16 protein-coding genes are annotated in these 16,486 nt (G+C 67.1%); 2 read left to right on the forward strand and 14 right to left on the reverse strand.

What is annotated here, in order from left to right; genetic code table 11:
- Positions 1-4 precede the first annotated feature (4 nt).
- The 8 genes from trpE to purE all read right to left on the reverse strand — a co-directional run bounded on the left by trpE (position 5) and on the right by purE (position 6,640).
- On the reverse strand, positions 5-1,492 hold the full coding sequence (gene trpE / locus D573_RS0101190; RefSeq protein ID WP_018937371.1) for an anthranilate synthase component I: 1,488 nt from the start codon (positions 1,490-1,492) through the stop codon (positions 5-7).
- A gap of 94 nt (positions 1,493-1,586) precedes the next feature.
- Positions 1,587-2,270 (reverse strand): phosphoglycolate phosphatase, encoded by a 684-nt coding sequence (locus tag D573_RS0101195; RefSeq protein WP_018937372.1) that lies wholly within the window; start codon positions 2,268-2,270, stop codon positions 1,587-1,589.
- Positions 2,271-2,293: 23 nt separating this feature from the next.
- Positions 2,294-2,983, reverse strand: coding sequence for a ribulose-phosphate 3-epimerase (gene rpe / locus D573_RS0101200; RefSeq protein WP_018145151.1), 690 nt, complete (start codon positions 2,981-2,983; stop codon positions 2,294-2,296).
- A 193-nt stretch (positions 2,984-3,176) separates the two neighbouring features.
- The gene (locus tag D573_RS0101205; protein WP_018937373.1) at positions 3,177-3,500 is read right to left on the reverse strand and encodes a c-type cytochrome; all 324 of its coding nucleotides are present in this window, start codon (positions 3,498-3,500) and stop codon (positions 3,177-3,179) included.
- Between the two features lie 170 nt (positions 3,501-3,670).
- Positions 3,671-4,336 (reverse strand): energy-coupling factor ABC transporter permease, encoded by a 666-nt coding sequence (locus D573_RS0101210; RefSeq protein ID WP_018145149.1) that lies wholly within the window; start codon positions 4,334-4,336, stop codon positions 3,671-3,673.
- A 2-nt stretch (positions 4,337-4,338) separates the two neighbouring features.
- Positions 4,339-4,956 carry a class I SAM-dependent methyltransferase gene (locus D573_RS0101215; RefSeq protein WP_018937374.1) on the reverse strand — a complete coding sequence of 206 codons (618 nt, stop codon included), beginning with the start codon at positions 4,954-4,956 and terminating at the stop codon, positions 4,339-4,341.
- The gene (locus tag D573_RS0101220; protein ID WP_018937375.1) at positions 4,953-6,134 is read right to left on the reverse strand and encodes a 5-(carboxyamino)imidazole ribonucleotide synthase; all 1,182 of its coding nucleotides are present in this window, start codon (positions 6,132-6,134) and stop codon (positions 4,953-4,955) included. The genes D573_RS0101215 and D573_RS0101220 overlap by 4 nt, the downstream gene beginning before the upstream one ends.
- Positions 6,131-6,640 (reverse strand): 5-(carboxyamino)imidazole ribonucleotide mutase, encoded by a 510-nt coding sequence (gene purE, locus D573_RS0101225; RefSeq protein ID WP_018145146.1) that lies wholly within the window; start codon positions 6,638-6,640, stop codon positions 6,131-6,133. Before purE ends, D573_RS0101220 begins: the two co-directional genes overlap by 4 nt.
- A gap of 289 nt (positions 6,641-6,929) precedes the next feature.
- On the opposite strand from purE, the gene D573_RS0101230 reads away from it, so the two are divergent.
- Positions 6,930-7,826 carry a phosphoribosylaminoimidazolesuccinocarboxamide synthase gene (locus tag D573_RS0101230; protein WP_018951008.1) on the forward strand — a complete coding sequence of 299 codons (897 nt, stop codon included), beginning with the start codon at positions 6,930-6,932 and terminating at the stop codon, positions 7,824-7,826.
- A complete protein-coding gene (bioD, locus tag D573_RS0101235; protein WP_018937378.1) occupies positions 7,823-8,542 on the forward strand; it encodes a dethiobiotin synthase in 720 nt (239 codons plus the stop codon). The genes D573_RS0101230 and bioD overlap by 4 nt, the downstream gene beginning before the upstream one ends.
- On the opposite strand, the gene D573_RS0101240 is transcribed toward bioD, so the two are convergent.
- The 6 genes from D573_RS0101240 to tkt all read right to left on the reverse strand — a co-directional run bounded on the left by D573_RS0101240 (position 8,482) and on the right by tkt (position 16,353).
- Positions 8,482-9,261 (reverse strand): lipid-binding SYLF domain-containing protein, encoded by a 780-nt coding sequence (locus D573_RS0101240; protein ID WP_018937379.1) that lies wholly within the window; start codon positions 9,259-9,261, stop codon positions 8,482-8,484. The two genes, bioD and D573_RS0101240, sit on opposite strands and share 61 nt — an antisense overlap.
- A gap of 131 nt (positions 9,262-9,392) precedes the next feature.
- Complete coding sequence (fba, locus tag D573_RS0101245; RefSeq protein ID WP_018145142.1) at positions 9,393-10,457, reverse strand: class II fructose-bisphosphate aldolase; 1,065 nt, start codon at positions 10,455-10,457, stop codon at positions 9,393-9,395.
- Positions 10,458-10,536: 79 nt separating this feature from the next.
- Entirely contained in the window at positions 10,537-11,967 is a 1,431-nt protein-coding gene (gene pyk, locus D573_RS0101250; protein ID WP_018145141.1) for a pyruvate kinase, read from the reverse strand.
- A 37-nt stretch (positions 11,968-12,004) separates the two neighbouring features.
- Positions 12,005-13,183, reverse strand: a complete 1,179-nt coding sequence (locus tag D573_RS0101255; protein WP_018937380.1) for a phosphoglycerate kinase — start codon at positions 13,181-13,183, stop codon at positions 12,005-12,007.
- 129 nt (positions 13,184-13,312) lie between these two features.
- Complete coding sequence (gap, locus tag D573_RS0101260) at positions 13,313-14,311, reverse strand: type I glyceraldehyde-3-phosphate dehydrogenase (protein ID WP_018937381.1); 999 nt, start codon at positions 14,309-14,311, stop codon at positions 13,313-13,315.
- Positions 14,312-14,352: 41 nt separating this feature from the next.
- Positions 14,353-16,353: a transketolase gene (tkt, locus tag D573_RS0101265; RefSeq protein WP_026287884.1), complete on the reverse strand. Its 2,001-nt coding sequence runs from the start codon at positions 16,351-16,353 to the stop codon at positions 14,353-14,355.
- Positions 16,354-16,486: the final 133 nt, after the last annotated feature.

Consider the following 16,486-nt stretch of genomic DNA (forward strand, 5'->3'; position numbering starts at 1 on the left):
GCCCTCAGTCGCGGTGGCGCCGGGGCCCCAGACCGCCCAGGGCAGTCTCGGCCGCACGCACCACCGCGCGCCCCTTGTTCAGGGTCTCCTGCCACTCGTTTTCCGGCACCGAGTCGTGGACCACACCGGCCCCGGCCTGGATGTGCAACTCGCCATCGTGCAGCACGGCGGTGCGGATCGCGATCGCGGTGTCCATATTGCCCGACCACGAGAGGTACCCCACCGCACCGGAGTAGGGCCCGCGCTTGACCGGTTCCAGCTCGTCGATAATCTCCAACGCGCGGATCTTCGGTGCCCCCGAGACGGTCCCGGCCGGGAAGGTCGCGCGCAGGACATCCATCGGCGAGTGGCCCGGGGCCAGCCGCCCCTCCACGTTGGAGACGATGTGCATCACATGCGAGTAGCGCTCGATACTCATGGTGTCAGTCACCTCCACCGAGCCGATCTCGCAGACCCGGCCGACGTCGTTGCGCCCCAGATCGATCAGCATCAGGTGCTCGGCACGCTCCTTTGGGTCCGCCAGCAGTTCGGCCTCCAGCGCGCGATCTTCCGCCTCGGTACGCCCACGCGGGCGGGTGCCGGCGATCGGACGCACGGTCACGCAGTCGTCCTCCAGGCGCACCAGGATCTCCGGCGACGCACCGACCACGTGGTGATCGTCCAGGTCGAGGTAGTACATGTAGGGCGACGGGTTCAGCGCCCGCAGGGCACGGTAGAGGTTCAGCGGCGGTGCGGAGAACGGCACGCTCATGCGCTGTGCCAGCACCACCTGCATCACGTCGCCGTCCATGATGTATTCCTGCGCCCGGGCGACTGCGGCCTGATAGCCCTCGGCCGACCAGCCGGACACATACTCCGGCACCGCGTGTGGATGCGGCGGATCCTCCGGCGGTACCAGCGGCTCGCCCAGGCGGGCCTCCAGCTCGTCCAGGCGGGCAGCGGCCACGGCCTGGCCACCGGCCTGGGTCGTATCCGCGTGTACCACCAGGTACAGCCGCCCGGAGAGGTTGTCGTAGACCACGACCTCCTCGGAGACCATCAGCAGGATATCCGGCAACCCCAGGGCATCTGGCTTCTCCGGCCCCTCCAGGCGCGGCTCGATCAGGCGCACGGTCTCGAACCCGAAATAGCCGACCAGGCCACCGGTGAAACGTGGAAGCCCCGGCAGCTCCGCGGCCTTGAAGCGCGCCTGATAGGCCTCGATCCAGGCCAGCGGGTCCGTCTCGGTGGTCTGCTCCATCACCGCGCCGTCGGTCTCCACGGTGATGTCGTGGCCATGCACGCGCACCAGGGTGCGCGCCGGCAGGCCGATGAAGGAATACCGCCCCCAGCGCTCCCCGCCCTGCACGGACTCGAACAGGTAGGAATACGGCCGGTTGGCCAGCTTGAGGAAGATGGACAGCGGGGTCTCGAGATCCGCCAGGACCTCGCGCACCAGCGGGATGCGGTTATAGCCCTCGCGGGCCAGCTGATCGAACTGTTCGGGGGTCATCACAACGGTTCCTGACAAGGGGGATGGATGGCGTGGCGGTTCATTCGCCGTCTCGCCATCGCCCCATTGTCCGGTCCGTTGCCGACATCACGGATCACGCCGCCCGGGCGGGCAGCAGGTCTGGCAGCTCGTCCAGCCGATCGAGCACCGCGTCCGGGCGCTCGTCGCGGATATCCTTGCCGTGGTTGTAGCCGTAGGTCATGCAGACGATCTGGAAGCCAGCGGCACGGGCGGCCTTCACGTCGCTCTTGGAGTCCCCGACCATCAAAGCCTCGGACGGGTCCACGCCGAGCTTGTCGGCCGCGTGCAGCAGCGGGGCCGGATCCGGCTTCTTCTGCGGCAGGGCGTCGCCGGCGACCACGATCTCGAAGTCGTCGAGGATGCCCTTCTCGCGCAGCAGCGGCACGGTGAAGCGCTCGGCCTTGTTGGTCACGCAGCCCAGGCGGTAGCCCGCGGCCTTGAGCTGGTCCAGCCCCTCGCGCACGCCCGGGTAAAGCGGCGAACGCCCGGCGGTGTTCTCCTGGTAGATACGCATGAACACGGGCAGCGCACGTGCGAACTGCTCCGCGTCCGGCTCGCCGTCGAGGTCGTTGACCAGCGCACGCTTAACCAGCCGTTCCACGCCGTTGCCGACCCAGTTGCGCACGGCCGGCTCGCCGCGTTCGGGCAGGCCCAGCTCGCGCATCATCGCATCCACGCTAAAGGCCAGGTCCGGCACGCTGTCAATCAGCGTGCCGTCCAGGTCGATCAGGATCATGCGGGGGCGTTTCAGGGACATCCCGGTCTCCGGTAACCGTCGATTCAGGCCTTGGCCAGCTCGTCGCGCATCTGCTGGATGATGCTGTCGTAGCGGTTCGGGTCGGTGTCGCTGCCGGCGCCGAAGATCGCGGACCCGGCCACAAAGGTATCGGCACCGGCGGCCTTGATCTCGCGGATATTGTCGGCCTTCACACCACCATCGATCTCGAGGCGGATATCACGCCCGGAGTCGTCGATCATCTTGCGCGCGGCGCGCAGCTTGTCCAGCGTATTCGGGATGAACTTCTGGCCACCAAAGCCCGGGTTCACCGACATCAGCAGGATCATGTCGACCTTGTCCATCACGTACTCGAGATAGGACAGCGGGGTTGCCGGATTGAACACCAGCCCGGCCTTGCAGCCCTCGGCGTGGATCAGCTGCAGGGTGCGGTCGATGTGATCGGAGGCCTCCGGATGGAAGGTGATGTAACTGGCACCGGCCTGGGCGAAGTCCGGGATGATGCGATCCACCGGCTTGACCATCAGGTGCACGTCGATCGGCGCGGTCACGCCGTGCTTGCGCAGGGCATCACAGACCAGCGGGCCGATGGTCAGGTTGGGCACGTAGTGGTTGTCCATCACGTCGAAGTGCACGGTGTCGGCACCGGCCGCCAGGACGTTGTCGACTTCCTCGCCCAGGCGGGCGAAGTCGGCGGAGAGGATGGACGGAGCGATGAAATCGGGTTGTGCCATGGAAAGCCTCGCAGGGATCGCTGGTGAAGCAGGGCCGACCGTCGACCGTGCTCTCGGAATCGCCGAACTTTACCGGATGCCGGGATGCCAGGCAAAAGCCAGTGGTCGCAGCGGGCGGCACTCCAACGCCAACGGGCCGGGGAAACCCCCGGCCCGTTGGCTGGCTTCGCTTGCCTCTACCAAGGCGCCCGGATCAGTTGAACTCGGTCGCGATGTAGTTGGACAGGTTGGCGATGTCGTCGTCGCTCAGGCCCTGGGCCTGCGGACGCATCAGCGCGGTATGATCACCGACCTCCTCGCCGGCGCGATAGCGCTCCAGCAGGCTGGCCACGGTTTCCGCGTCCTGGCCGACCAGCGCCGGGAAGATCGCCTGCCCCTTGCCCTGGGCACCGTGACAGCTGGCACAGGTGTTCTGGTACTTGGACTGACCCGCCTGGATATCGACGGCCTGGGCCGCACTGGACAGCATCAGGACACTGCCGGCAATACCGGCCAGCACGAACAGCTTGGTTTTCATTATTGTAGTCTCCTCGTTCAAGTTCCCGGGCGGGGTCGTCGCCCCGTCTTGATGCAAACGTTAGCAGGGCTTTCCTGAATGGTGCATTAACATAGAACCAAACAGGGACATAACCACAGGCCGCTCCATGGAGCCATTCGATCGGTCGGAGAATGCGGGCCGGAGCCTTCCTAGCGTCCGTGGATGTAGCGCTCGTCCGACCAGGTCGCCAGCCACTCGGGACGCACCATGACCAGGCCGGTAATCACGATCCCGTTGATCACCGCCTCGGGCAGCACCAGCAGGGCCAGGTAGCGCAGGTAGTCGCGATGGATATCTGCCCAGGCGAGCTCGGTGAACAACCCGTAGATCGCCGCCGAGGCCAGCACGGTGGCAACCACCGAAAGCGCCCCGCCGAGGAAACCGACCGCGTAGAGGTAGATGAACATGTGCGCGGGCAGACGCGCCTCGGACAGCCGCAGCAGCCCCCAGGTGACCGCGACCGGCAGGATGCCCGCCAGCAGCACCGTCAACGGGAAGGCGGCTAGCGGGAGCACGCCGAACAGGCCGAGGATCGCCACTACCAGGAAGACCATCAGGATCGCCAGCTGCCAACCGAACATCAGGGTCACGGTGGCCATACCCAGAAAATGCAGGGCCAGCCCATCCAGGGCCTGCGCCCGCAGGCTCCAGATCAGCAGCAGGCACAGCGTGGCGATCACGAACAGCTGGGCGCGGCCGGGCACGAAGAAGGTCTCCCAGGGCATGCGCCGCAGCATCACCAGCATGCCGCCACCCAGCAGCACGGCGGACAGCACCCGGAGCGCAACCGGCAGTTCGCCCGCCCCCTCGACCATGCTCAGTCGGGCTCGCGCACCGCGGCCGCGACAGTGTACTCGCGGCCCTGCTTGACCTTGTCGTAGTTGCCGAACACTTCCTTGAACCCCTTCTCGATGAACCGCCGCAACCCGGTAATGGTTACGACATAGATGCGTCCATCCGGGTTCATCTGCTCGTGGGCGTCCAGCAGGTAGGTGTAGAGCATCTCGCGCCCCACCTTGGCCGGCAGGTTGGAGGTGACCAGATCGAAACGCCGGTCACGGATCTGTGCGAAGCCATTACTGGTCACGCAGTCCACATTGGTGATGCCGTTCAGCTCGGCGTTACGCCGGCTGTACTCCACCGCCAGGAAGTTGGTGTCCACCAGCGTGCAGTGGCCCTGCGGCGCCTTGCGCGCCAGCGTCAGGCCGATCGGGCCATAGCCACAGCCCAGATCCAGGCAGGCATCGGTTGGCTCCACCTCGATGCGCTCCAGCAACATCCGCGTGCCATCGTCGATGCGGCGCGGCGAGAACAGGCCCCAGGTCGTGCGGAACCGCAGGTGTTCTCCGGCCAGCGTGTCCTCGAATTCCAGGTCGCGCTTCAGCTCCGCCTGACGGGTACGCCGCGCCTGGATCGTGGGGAAGTCCTCCTTCATGCCACCCCTCCGTCCGCAGTCCGCTCCACAGCCTCGGCCAGGCCCTGCCACAGGGCCTCGGCGGTGGAGGCCGCGGCGCCGGCGTCATCCTCGCCCGGCAGACCGAGCACGTTGACGTGCCCCATCTTGCGGCCGGACCGGGCCTCGGCCTTGCCATACAGATGCAGCCGCGCGCGGCCGGCAGCCAGCACGCCCTGCCAGTCGGGGTCCCCTGCGGCGGGCCACAGGTCACCCAGCAGGTTGACCATCGCCACCGGCGTGGTCAGCAACGCCGGGGCCAGCCCCAGCCCGCAGACCGCGCGCACCTGCTGCTCGAACTGGCTGACGGTGCAGGCATCCTGGGTGTAGTGCCCGGAGTTGTGCGGACGCGGCGCGATCTCGTTGACCAGCAATTCACCCTCCACCGTGAGGAAGAACTCCACCGCCAGTATCCCCTGGTAGTCGAGCTGCTCGGCGATGTGCCGCGCGATCGCCGTGGCGCGTTCGCGCGGCTCGTCGCCGACCCGCGCCGGCACCCGCGTCAGGTGCAGGATGCCCTCGTGATGGGTGTTTTCCGCCACCGGAAAGGCCTCGTTCGCGCCGTCCGCGGTTCGCGCCACCAGCACCGAGAGCTCGCGCTCCAGCTCAACCTGGGCCTCCAGCACGCAGTCCACCAGCCCCAGCTCGGCATGCGCCGCGGGCAACTCGCCGGCCTGCGCCAGCCGGACCTGGCCCTTGCCGTCATAACCCAGGCGCGCGGTCTTCAGGATCGCGGGGAACGTCGGCCCTCCCGCGTCCGTTCGCACTTCGGGCGTCTGGCCGGCCAGGACCGCCTGCCAGGGGGCTACCGCCACACCGATCTCGCCGAGGAAGGCCTTCTCCTCCAGGCGATCCTGGGCAATGCTCAGGGCGCGCGGCCCCGGGCGCAGACAGGCATGCGCATCCAGCCACTCCACGGCCGGGCGCGGGATGTTCTCGAACTCGGTGGTAATGACCGCGCAGGCCCCGGCCAGGGCCTGCAGCGCATCGGGGTCGTCGAAGGCCTGGCACAGGTGGCGCGCCGCCACTCGCCCGGCCGGGCTGGCCGGGTCCGGGTCCAGGACCCATACGGGATAGCCCATGCCCTGTGCGGCCTCCACGAAATAGCGGCCGAGCTGCCCGCCACCGAGCAGCCCGAGGGTCGCAGGGGGCTGGATCATGACGGGTCCGGTGGCAGGGTCTGCCCCAGCACGGCCTGACTCTGGGACTGACGAAAGGCATCCAGACGCTCACGCAGATCGGGATCGTGGTTCGCCAGCATCGCGGCGGCGAACAAGGCGGCGTTGGCCGCGCCCGCCTCGCCGATCGCGAAGGTCGCCACGGGGATGCCGCGCGGCATCTGCACGATGGACAGCAGCGAGTCCTGCCCCTTCAGGTGGCGCGAGGCAACCGGCACCCCGAGCACCGGTACCGGCGTCTTGGATGCCAGCATCCCCGGCAGGTGCGCCGCCCCCCCGGCCCCGGCGATGATCGCCTGTAGACCACGCTCGCGTGCCTGCTCGGCGTACTCGAACAGGAGATCCGGTGTTCGGTGAGCCGACACCACCCGGGCCTCGAACGGGACCCCGAGTTCGTCCAGCACATCCACCGCCCGCTCCATGGTCGCCCAGTCGGAGGTGCTCCCCATCACGACGCCCACGCGAGGCGCCGCCGAATTGCCTGCCATCTCAGTCATGGCCCGAACGATAGCGACCCCGGCCCCACCCGACAAGCCATGCGCACCACGAAGCCCACCAAGGCACGAAGAAAAGGCCGGTCAAGGGCGACCCACAGGGAGACGCAGAGGCCGGAAGGCCTTACTGGTGAGAGCGAAGCGGGGGCGTGAATGGCCGGTGGATAAGGCGCGACGCGCCCATGCGCTTGCTGCCGATCGTCGCGTCTCCTTGTGGATCGCTTTTCTTCGTGGCTTCGTCCGCTTCGTGGTGCGCAAGGCCCGCGCCCGGTAGAATCGCGGCATGACTGACACCCTGCTTGAAAGCCACCTCCCCGACCTGGAACTCGTGCATCGCGGCAAGGTGCGCGATCTCTATGCGGTGGACGCCGACCACTGGCTGATGGTCACCACCGACCGCCTGTCCGCCTTTGACGTGATCCTGCCCACGGCCGTGCCCGAGAAGGGCCGAGTGCTGACGGAGATCACGCAGTTCTGGATGCACAAGGTGGAGCGCGAGCTGGGCATTCCCAACCAGCTGACCGATATCCCGCTGGAACAGGTGATCCCGGACCCGGCCGTTCGCGCCCCGCTGGAAGGACGCAGCCTGGTGATCCGCCGGCTCGAAGCCCTGCCGGTGGAGGCGGTGGTACGCGGCTACCTGATCGGCTCTGGCTGGAAGGACTACCAGGCCAGCGGCGCGGTCTGCGGTATCCCGCTCCCGGCCGGCCTGGAGCTCGCCTCGAAGCTCCCCGAGGCGATCTTCACCCCCAGCACCAAGGCCGACGTCGGCGACCACGACGCCAATATCGACTTTGATGCCGTCGTGGCGACCATCGGCGAGGACCGGGCGCGGCAGGTGCGCGACGCGGCACTCTCGATCTACGCGATGGCGCGCGACTACGCGGCCGAGCGCGGCATCATCATCGCCGACACCAAGTTCGAGTTCGGCGTCGATGCCGCCGGCACCCTGCATCTGATCGACGAGGTCCTGACCCCGGACTCCTCGCGCTTCTGGCCCGCCGACCGCTACGCGCCGGGCACCAGCCCCGAGTCCTTCGACAAGCAATACGTACGCGACTACCTGGAGACCCTGGACTGGGACAAGCAGCCGCCCGGCCCCGAGCTGCCCGCGGAAGTGGTGGAACAGACCGCGGCGCGCTATCGCGAGGCCCTGGAGCGCCTGACCCGCGACGCATGAGCCCGGCACAGACAGGAGCGCCCCCGCAGGGCCTGTTCGTCACCGGCACCGACACCGGCGTCGGCAAGACCTTCGTCAGCTGCGCGCTGCTGGAACTCTGGCGGGATCGTGGGCTGCGGCCGCAACCGCGCAAACCGGTGGAATCCGGCTGCCCGCCGAGCCCGGATGGGCTGCGGCCCGAGGACGGGATGAACCTGACCCACGCGGCGGGCCTTCCGGACGCCGCCATCGAGCGGGTCACGCCCTGGCGCTTCCCCGATGCCATCGCCCCGGACCAGGCCGCCGCGAACCAGGGCGTGCGCCTGACGATCGCGGAGCTGGCCGCGGCCTGCGCAGCCGACGGCACGGGCCCGCGGCTGGTGGAGGGTGCGGGGGGCTTCTACTCGCCGCTCTGCGCGGATGGCCTGAACGCGGACCTCGCCGAGGCCCTCGGGCTGCCGGTCCTGCTGGTGGCCGAGGACCGGCTGGGCACACTGAACACCTGCCTGCTGACCCTGGAGGCCCTGGAACGACGCGGCCTGCAACTGGCCGGGATCGTGCTGAACCGGCGCCGGGTGGATGCCGACCCGCGCCTCGACAATGCCGCCGCGCTGCGTTCACGCACGAGCGCCCCGATCATCGAGTCAGCGGAAGGCATCACCCGCGCGGCGCTGGTTCAGAAGCTCTCCACCTCGAAGTTGTCCGGGCGCACGCCGCCGGAGGACTCGCGCTCCTGACCGCGGGACTCGGAGGCCGCAGGGGCTTCCTCTTCGTCAACCCGGAACCCGGCCAGGGTCTCGCGCAGGGCACGGGTCCCCTCGCGGTCGACGCGCCGGGTCTCGATGATATGCACCGGGCGCTGGGACTCGCCGTAGTACGCCTCATTGAAGTCGTCGCGCACCGTCATGCGCGAGCCGGACAAACTCATGCCCAGGTAGGCACCCCGCGCCCGCGAGTAGGACAGGAAGTCGGCCGTCGGGGTGGCACTCCGGCCCGCACCCACCGGACCGGCAGCCACCGAGGCATCGCCCCCCAGGCGGATGGCGGATCCGAACATCGAGTCCACCGCATCCTGGGTGCGCGCGACCATCACCACCTCGGCGGCATCACCACCGAACTGCATGCCGAAACTGACCGAACCGAGGGAGTAGAACGCCACCGGCGAATAATCGCCGCGCTCGTCGTCCCAGGCCAGGAACACGCCGATGCCGCCGGAGCCTCCGATCAGGAAGGCCCCGCGAGCCACGCGCGGGAAGATCACCACGCCGCGGGCGTCGCGCAGGTCCTCCTTAAGGGACTCGTATTCGGGGTGGGTGGCCATGTTCTCCACCGTCGCCTGGGCGCGATCGATGATGTCCTGCGGATCGATCTCGCGGCTGAACGGGTTCGCGTGAGCGCTCCCCACCATGGCGGCAAACACCAGCGTCGTCAGGCAGAAAAGGATCAGTCGTTGCATCGTGGAAACCTCCAGAAAGGCCAAGGGAGACGCAGCCGCGCGAATGCGTCGGCGTCTCCCTAACGAATACATTCATCATGGCACAAAAAAAGGGGGCCGAAGCCCCCTTTTTCGTGCTGCAATCCGCAGGATCAGTTGACCTTGGGATCCAGCTCGCCGGACAGGTAGCGCTTGACCATGTCGTCCAGGGAGATCGGCTTGATCTTGGACGCCATGCCGGCGCAACCGAAGGCCTCGTAACGGGCCTGGCAGAGGTCCTTCATCGCGGCAGTCGAGGCCTTCAGGAACTTGCGCGGATCGAATTCCTTCGGGTTCTCGGCCAGGAACTTGCGCACCGCACCGGTGGAGGCCATGCGCAGGTCGGTGTCGATGTTGACCTTGCGCACGCCGTGCTTGATGCCTTCCTGGATCTCTTCGACCGGCACGCCGTAGGTCTCGCCCATGTCGCCGCCGTACTTGTTGATGATCTGCAGCCACTCCTGCGGAACGGAGGAGGAGCCGTGCATGACCAGATGGGTATCCGGGATGCGGGCGTGGATCTCCTTCACGCGCTGGATGGCCAGGATGTCACCGGTCGGCGGACGGGTGAACTTGTAGGCGCCGTGGGAGGTACCGATGGCGATCGCCAGGGCGTCGCACTTGGTGTTCTTCACGAAGTCGGCGGCCTCGTCCGGGTCGGTCAGCAGCTGGTCGTGGGACAGCTGGCCCTCGGCGCCGGAACCGTCTTCCTCGCCGGCCATGCCGGTTTCCAGGGAGCCCAGGCAACCCAGCTCGCCTTCCACGGACACGCCACAGGCGTGAGCGATCTCGGAGACCTTGGCGGTCACGTCACGGTTGTAGTCGTACGAGGCCGGGGTCTTCATGTCAGGCATCAGGGAGCCGTCCATCATCACCGAGCTGAAGCCGGACTGGATGGAGCGCAGGCAGACTGCCGGCTCGGAGCCGTGATCCTGGTGCAGCACAACCGGGATGTCCGGGTACTGCTCGATGGCGGCGATGATGTTGTGGCGCAGGAAGGGCTCGCCGGCGTACTTGCGGGCACCGGCGGAGGCCTGAATGATCACCGGGGAGTCGACCGCAGCGGCCGCTTCCATGATCGAATGGACCTGTTCCATGTTGTTGGCGTTGTACGCCGGCATGCCATAGCCATGTTCGGCGGCATGGTCCAGAAGCTGGCGAAGTGAGATTAGAGCCATGGATTCCTCCTTACGGGATTCGGACTGAGGTAGTGAAAAAGTCGATTGATCTGGTTGGCGACTGCGGGCGGTGCGCGGTTCAGGCCAGTTCGCCGACGCGCACGATCTTCATGGCGTTGGTGCCGCCATGCTCGCCCTGCAGGTCGCCCTTGGTAATGATGACCAACTCGCCATCCTGCACGACGCCCTCGGCCTTGAGCAAGTTCACCGCCTCACGGTTCACGCTTTCGTGGCTCTCGGGGATCGGCTTCAGGGTCACCGGATAGACGCCGCGATAAAGCGTCATGCGGCGGCTGGTGGATTCGTGCTGGGTGAGCGCGTAGATCGGGATGCCCGAGCTGATGCGCGACATCCACAGCGCCGTGGAACCGGACTCGGTCAGCGCGGCGATCGCGGAGACATCGAGATGGTTGGCGGTATACATGGTGGCCATCGCGATGGCCTCGTCGACCCGGCCGAAGGTCGAATCCATGCGATGGTCCGACTGGCGTGCGGCGCGCTGGCGCTCGGCGGCCTCGCAGATCCGGTCCATGCTGGTGACCACGCGCGCAGGATAACGCCCGGTCGCGGTCTCGCCGGAGAGCATCACCGCATCCGTGCCGTCCAGCACCGCGTTGGCCACGTCGAACACCTCGGCGCGGGTCGGGATGGGGTTCTGGATCATGGTCTCCATCATCTGGGTCGCGGTGATGACCAGACGATTGAGGCTGCGCGCGCGCGTGATCAGGGTCTTCTGCACCCCCGGGAGCTCGGCGTCACCGATCTCCACACCCAGATCGCCGCGGGCGATCATGATGACCTCCGAGGCGGCGATGATCTCGTCGATCACCTCCAGGGCCTCGGAGCGCTCGATCTTGGCGCAGATCCCGGCCTCCCAGCCGGCATCCTTCAACAGGCCCCGCGCCAGGTGCAGGTCCTGGGCGGAACGCGGGAACGAGACGGCCAGGTAGTCCACCTGCAGCTCGGCCGCCAGGCGGATATCGTCGCGGTCCTTGTCCGTAATCGCGGGCGCAGACAGGCCGCCACCCTGACGATTGATGCCCTTGTTGTTGGACAGCTCGCCGCCGACCTCGACGGTGGTCTCGATCCGGCTGCCATTGACCGCCGTGACCTTGAGCACGATACGGCCGTCATCCAGCAGCAGGATGTCGTCCGTGCGCACGTCGTCCGGGAGGTCCTTGTAGGTCAGGCCGACCTGGGTGGCATCGCCCGCGTCGCGATCCAGCTCGGCATCCAGCGCGAAGGGTGCGCCCTCTTCCAGCTGCACCTTGCCCTGCTGGAAGCGGTCGATGCGGATCTTGGGGCCCTGCAGGTCGCCCAGGACACCGACGCAACGGCCGGCGCGCTCGGAGGCGGCCCGCAGCCGCGCCAGGCGCTGGCGGTGGTCATCCGGATCGCCATGCGAGAAGTTCAACCGGACCACATCCACACCGGCCCGGATGATGGCCTCCATGGCCTCGTCGCTGTCCGTTGCCGGCCCCAGCGTGGCTACGATCTTGGTACGTCTCATCCGCGCGTGTCTCCGTCAGCGGGGAAGGACAAGGGCCTCAGCCCTTGGCCCGTTCTTCCAGGATGGCGACGGCCGGCAGGGTCTTGCCCTCGAGGAACTCGAGGAAGGCGCCGCCGCCGGTGGAGATGTAGCTGATGCGATCCGCCAGGTTGTACTTGTCGATCGCGGCCAGGGTGTCGCCACCCCCGGCGATGGAGAACGCATTGCTCTCGGCGATCGCCTCGCCCAGGGCCTTGGTGCCACCGGCGAACTGATCGAACTCGAACACGCCCACCGGGCCGTTCCAGACGATGGTGCCGGCATTGCGCAGAGCCTCGGCATAGGTGGCCGCGGTCTCGGGGCCCACATCGAAGATCATGTCGTCGGCCGCAACGGCGTCCACGGCCTTGGTCTCGGCCGGGGTGGATTCGGAAAACTCCTTGCCCACGGTCACGTCGGTCGGGACCGGGATCTCGCCGCCCTTGGCGCGGGCGGCCTCCATCAGGCGCTTGGACTCATCGACCAGATCCGCCTCGTACAGCGACTTGCCGACACCATGGCCCTGGGCCGCGATAAAGGTGTTGGCGATGCCGCCACCGACGATCAGCTGATCGACAACTTTGGACAGCGACTCCAGCACGGTCAGCTTGGTCGAGACCTTGGACCCACCGACGATCGCCACCAGCGGGCGCTTCGGGGTCTCCAGGGCCTGCCCCAGAGCCTCCAGCTCCTTGGCCAGCAACGGGCCGGCGCAGGCCTGCGGGGCGAATTTGGCCACGCCATGGGTGGAGGCCTGGGCGCGGTGGGAGGTACCGAAGGCGTCCATCACGAACACGTCGCACAGCGCAGCGTACTTCTTGGCCAGCGCCTCGTCGTCCTTCTTCTCGCCGGCGTTGAAGCGCACGTTCTCGAGCAGGATCACCTCGCCCGGCTTGGCATCCACGCCGTCGAGGTAATCCCGAACCAGGCGCACTTCGCGCCCGAGCAGGCCACCCATATGCTCGGCGACCGGGGCCAGAGAGTCCTCCTCGGAGAACTCGCCCTCGGTCGGGCGGCCCAGATGCGACATCAGCATCACGGCCGCGCCGGCGTCCAGGGCCTTCTGCACAGTCTCGAGGCTCGCGCGGATACGGGCGTCGGAGGTGACCTTGCCGCCCTTCACCGGGACGTTGAGATCCTGACGCACCAGCACACGGCGACCCTGCAGGTCGAGATCGGTCATCTTGATGACAGACATGGGAGTACCTCTCGAAATACGGTTGGAAAGAGAAAAGGCTTCGGGCGAGCCCCCGCAGGGACTGGCCCCAGGCCTCTTGGACCCAGGCAATGCAAATGGCCGGACCCCGAGGGGCCCGGCCATCCGGCCTTACTTGGCGACGTGCTCCACCATGCGCAGCATGTTGCAGGTGTAGCCGTACTCGTTGTCGTACCAAGCGACGACCTTCACGAAGGTCGGGTCCAGCTGGATGCCGGCACCGGCGTCAAACACGGACGGGGCGGTGTAACCACGGAAGTCGGTGGAGACCACCAGGTCTTCGGTGTAGCCCAGCACGCCCTTCAGCTCGCCTTCGGAGGCCTTCTTCATGGCGGCGCAGACGTCGTCGTAGTTGGCGTCGCTGTTGAGCTCCACGGTCAGGTCGACCACCGACACGTCGGAGGTCGGCACACGGAAGGCCATGCCGGTAAGCTTGCCGTTCAGTTCCGGCAGCACCTTGCCCACGGCCTTGGCGGCACCGGTGGAGGACGGGATGATGTTCTCCAGGATGCCGCGGCCCCCGCGCCAGTCCTTCATGGACGGGCCATCGACGGTCTTCTGGGTCGCCGTGGCGGCGTGCACGGTGGTCATCAGACCACGCTTGATGCCGAACTTGTCGTTCAGCACCTTGGCCACCGGGGCCAAGGCGTTGGTGGTGCAGGACGCGGCGGAGACCATGTTCTGGCCGGCGTACTCACCATGGTTCACGCCAAAGACGAACATCGGGGTGTCGTCCTTGGACGGCGCGGACATCACGACCTTCTTGGCGCCGGCGTCCAGATGCTTCTGGGCGGTCTCGGCGGTCAGGAACAGACCGGTGGATTCGATCACGATGTCGGCGTCGATATCGCCCCACTTCAGCGCGGCCGGATCCTTCTCGGCGGTCAGGCGGATGCGGTTGCCATTGACCACCAGGTCGTTGCCGTCGACGCTGACGTCGCCTTCGAAGCGGCCATGGACCGAGTCATAACGCAGCATGTAGGCCAGGTATTCCGGATCCAGCAGGTCGTTGATGCCGACCACCTGGAGGTTCGGGAAATCCTTGGCGATGGCACGGAAAGCCATGCGGCCGATACGACCGAAGCCGTTGATACCAACCTTGATAGACATGAGAGTCTCCTCTTTATTGCTTAAGCGAAATCGATTCGGGCTCAGCCGTTCATCACGTCACGCGCGACCTGGGCGACGTTCTCCGGCTTGAAACCGAAGTAATCGAGCAGGGCACCACCGGGGGCGGATTCGCCGAAGCGATCCAGGCCAAACACCGCGCCGTCGAGGCCGGTGAACTTGTGCCAGGTCGTGGTCGCGCCGGCCTCGATGGCGACACGGGCGCGCACGGCCTTCGGCAGCACGGCCTCGCGGTAAGCCGGATCCTGCTGGTCGAACAGCTCGACACAGGGCATGGAGACCACGCGGACCTTCTTGCCCTCGCCGCTCAGCACGTCGGCGGCCTGCACGGCCAGTTCAATCTCGGAACCGGTGGCGATGAAGATCAGGTCCGGGGTGCCGTCGCAATCCTTCAGCACGTAACCGCCGCGGGCGATGTTGGCGAGCTGCTCGCCGTCACGCTCCATGTGCGGCAGGCCCTGACGCGACAGGATGAACGCGGACGGGCCGTCGGTACGCTCGATGCCGGCCTTCCAGGCGACCGCGGTCTCGACCGCGTCGCAGGGGCGCCAGACGTTCAGGTTCGGGATCAGACGCAGGCTCGGGGTCTGCTCGATGGGCTGGTGGGTCGGGCCGTCTTCGCCGAGACCGATGGAATCGTGGGTCAGCACGTACATCACGCGCTGCTTCATCAGCGCGGACATGCGGATGCCGTTACGGGCATAGTCGGAGAAGATCAGGAAGGTACCGCCGTACGGGATGAACCCGCCGTGCAGGGCGATACCGTTCATGATTGCGGCCATGCCGAACTCGCGCACGCCGTAGAACACGTAGTTGCCGGCGGCGTCGTCACGGGTGACGCCCTTGGACCCGCCATACATGGTCAGGTTGGAGCCGGCCAGGTCGGCGGAACCGCCCAGCAGTTCCGGAACGGCCGGGGCCATGCCGGCGATCGCGTTCTGCGAGGCCTTGCGCGAGGCGACCTTTTCGGCCTTCTCGATGGTCTGCTTGATATAGGCGTTGGCCTTCTCGCTCCAGTCGGCCGGCAGATCACCGGCAATCCGGCGCTCGAACTCGGCGGCCAGTTCCGGATGGGCGGCCTTGTAGGCGGCGAAGCGTTCCTTCCACTCGGTCTCGGCCTTGGCACCCTTGTCCTTCGCGCTCCAGCCCTCGTAGATGTCGCCCGGGATCTCGAACGGGCCGTGCTCCCAGCCCAGTTCCTTGCGGGTCAGGGCGACCTCGTCGTCGCCCAGGGCGGCGCCGTGGCACTCTTCCTTGCCACACTTGTTCGGGGAACCGAAGCCGATCACGGTCTTGCAGCAGATCAGGCTCGGCTTGTCGCTGTTCTGGCGCGCCTCTTCGATCGCGGCCTTGACCGCGTTGGCGTCGTGGCCATCCACACCGCGCACGACGTGCCAGCCATAGGCCTCGAAACGGGCCGGGGTATCGTCGGTGAACCAGCCCTCGACCTCGCCGTCGATGGAGATGCCGTTGTCATCCCAGAACGCGACCAGCTTGCCCAGGCCCAGGGTGCCGGCCAGCGCGCAGGTCTCGTGGGAGATCCCTTCCATCATGCAGCCGTCGCCGAGGAAGGCGTAGGTGTTGTGGTCGACGATGTCGTGACCGGGCTGGTTGAAGTGGGCGGCCATCATCTTCTCGGCCAGCGCCATGCCGACCGCGTTGGAGATGCCCTGGCCGAGCGGACCGGTGGTGGTCTCGACACCGGCGGTGTAGCCGTATTCCGGGTGGCCCGGGGTCTTGGAGTGCAGCTGACGGAACTGCTTGATCTCGTCCATCGGCAGGTCGTAGCCGCTCAGATGCAGCAGCGAGTAGACCAGCATGGAGCCGTGACCGTTGGACATCACGAAGCGGTCGCGATCCGGCCAGCTCGGGTTCGCCGGGTTGTGCTGCATGTAGTCGTTCCACAGCACCTCGGCGATGTCCGCCATCCCCATCGGCGCTCCCGGGTGACCGGAATTGGCCTTCTGAACTGCGTCCATCGAAAGGGCGCGGATGGCGTTTGCAAGCTCTCTACGGGTCGGCATGCTGATCTCCTGCTCTAAGTAGTATTGGGTTCGGCTGATGGCGGGCGGCGGCGCGAGGCGCCAGCGGCGGCAGACCCGGACGAGTCGACCGAACGAGGGCTCACCAGTACCGGCCGGCGCGCCAGCGCACGGC

Origin of the sequence: Thioalkalivibrio sp. AKL9, from assembly GCF_000377825.1 — a bacterium.
GTDB classification, from domain to species: Bacteria; Pseudomonadota; Gammaproteobacteria; order Ectothiorhodospirales; family Ectothiorhodospiraceae; genus Thioalkalivibrio; species Thioalkalivibrio versutus.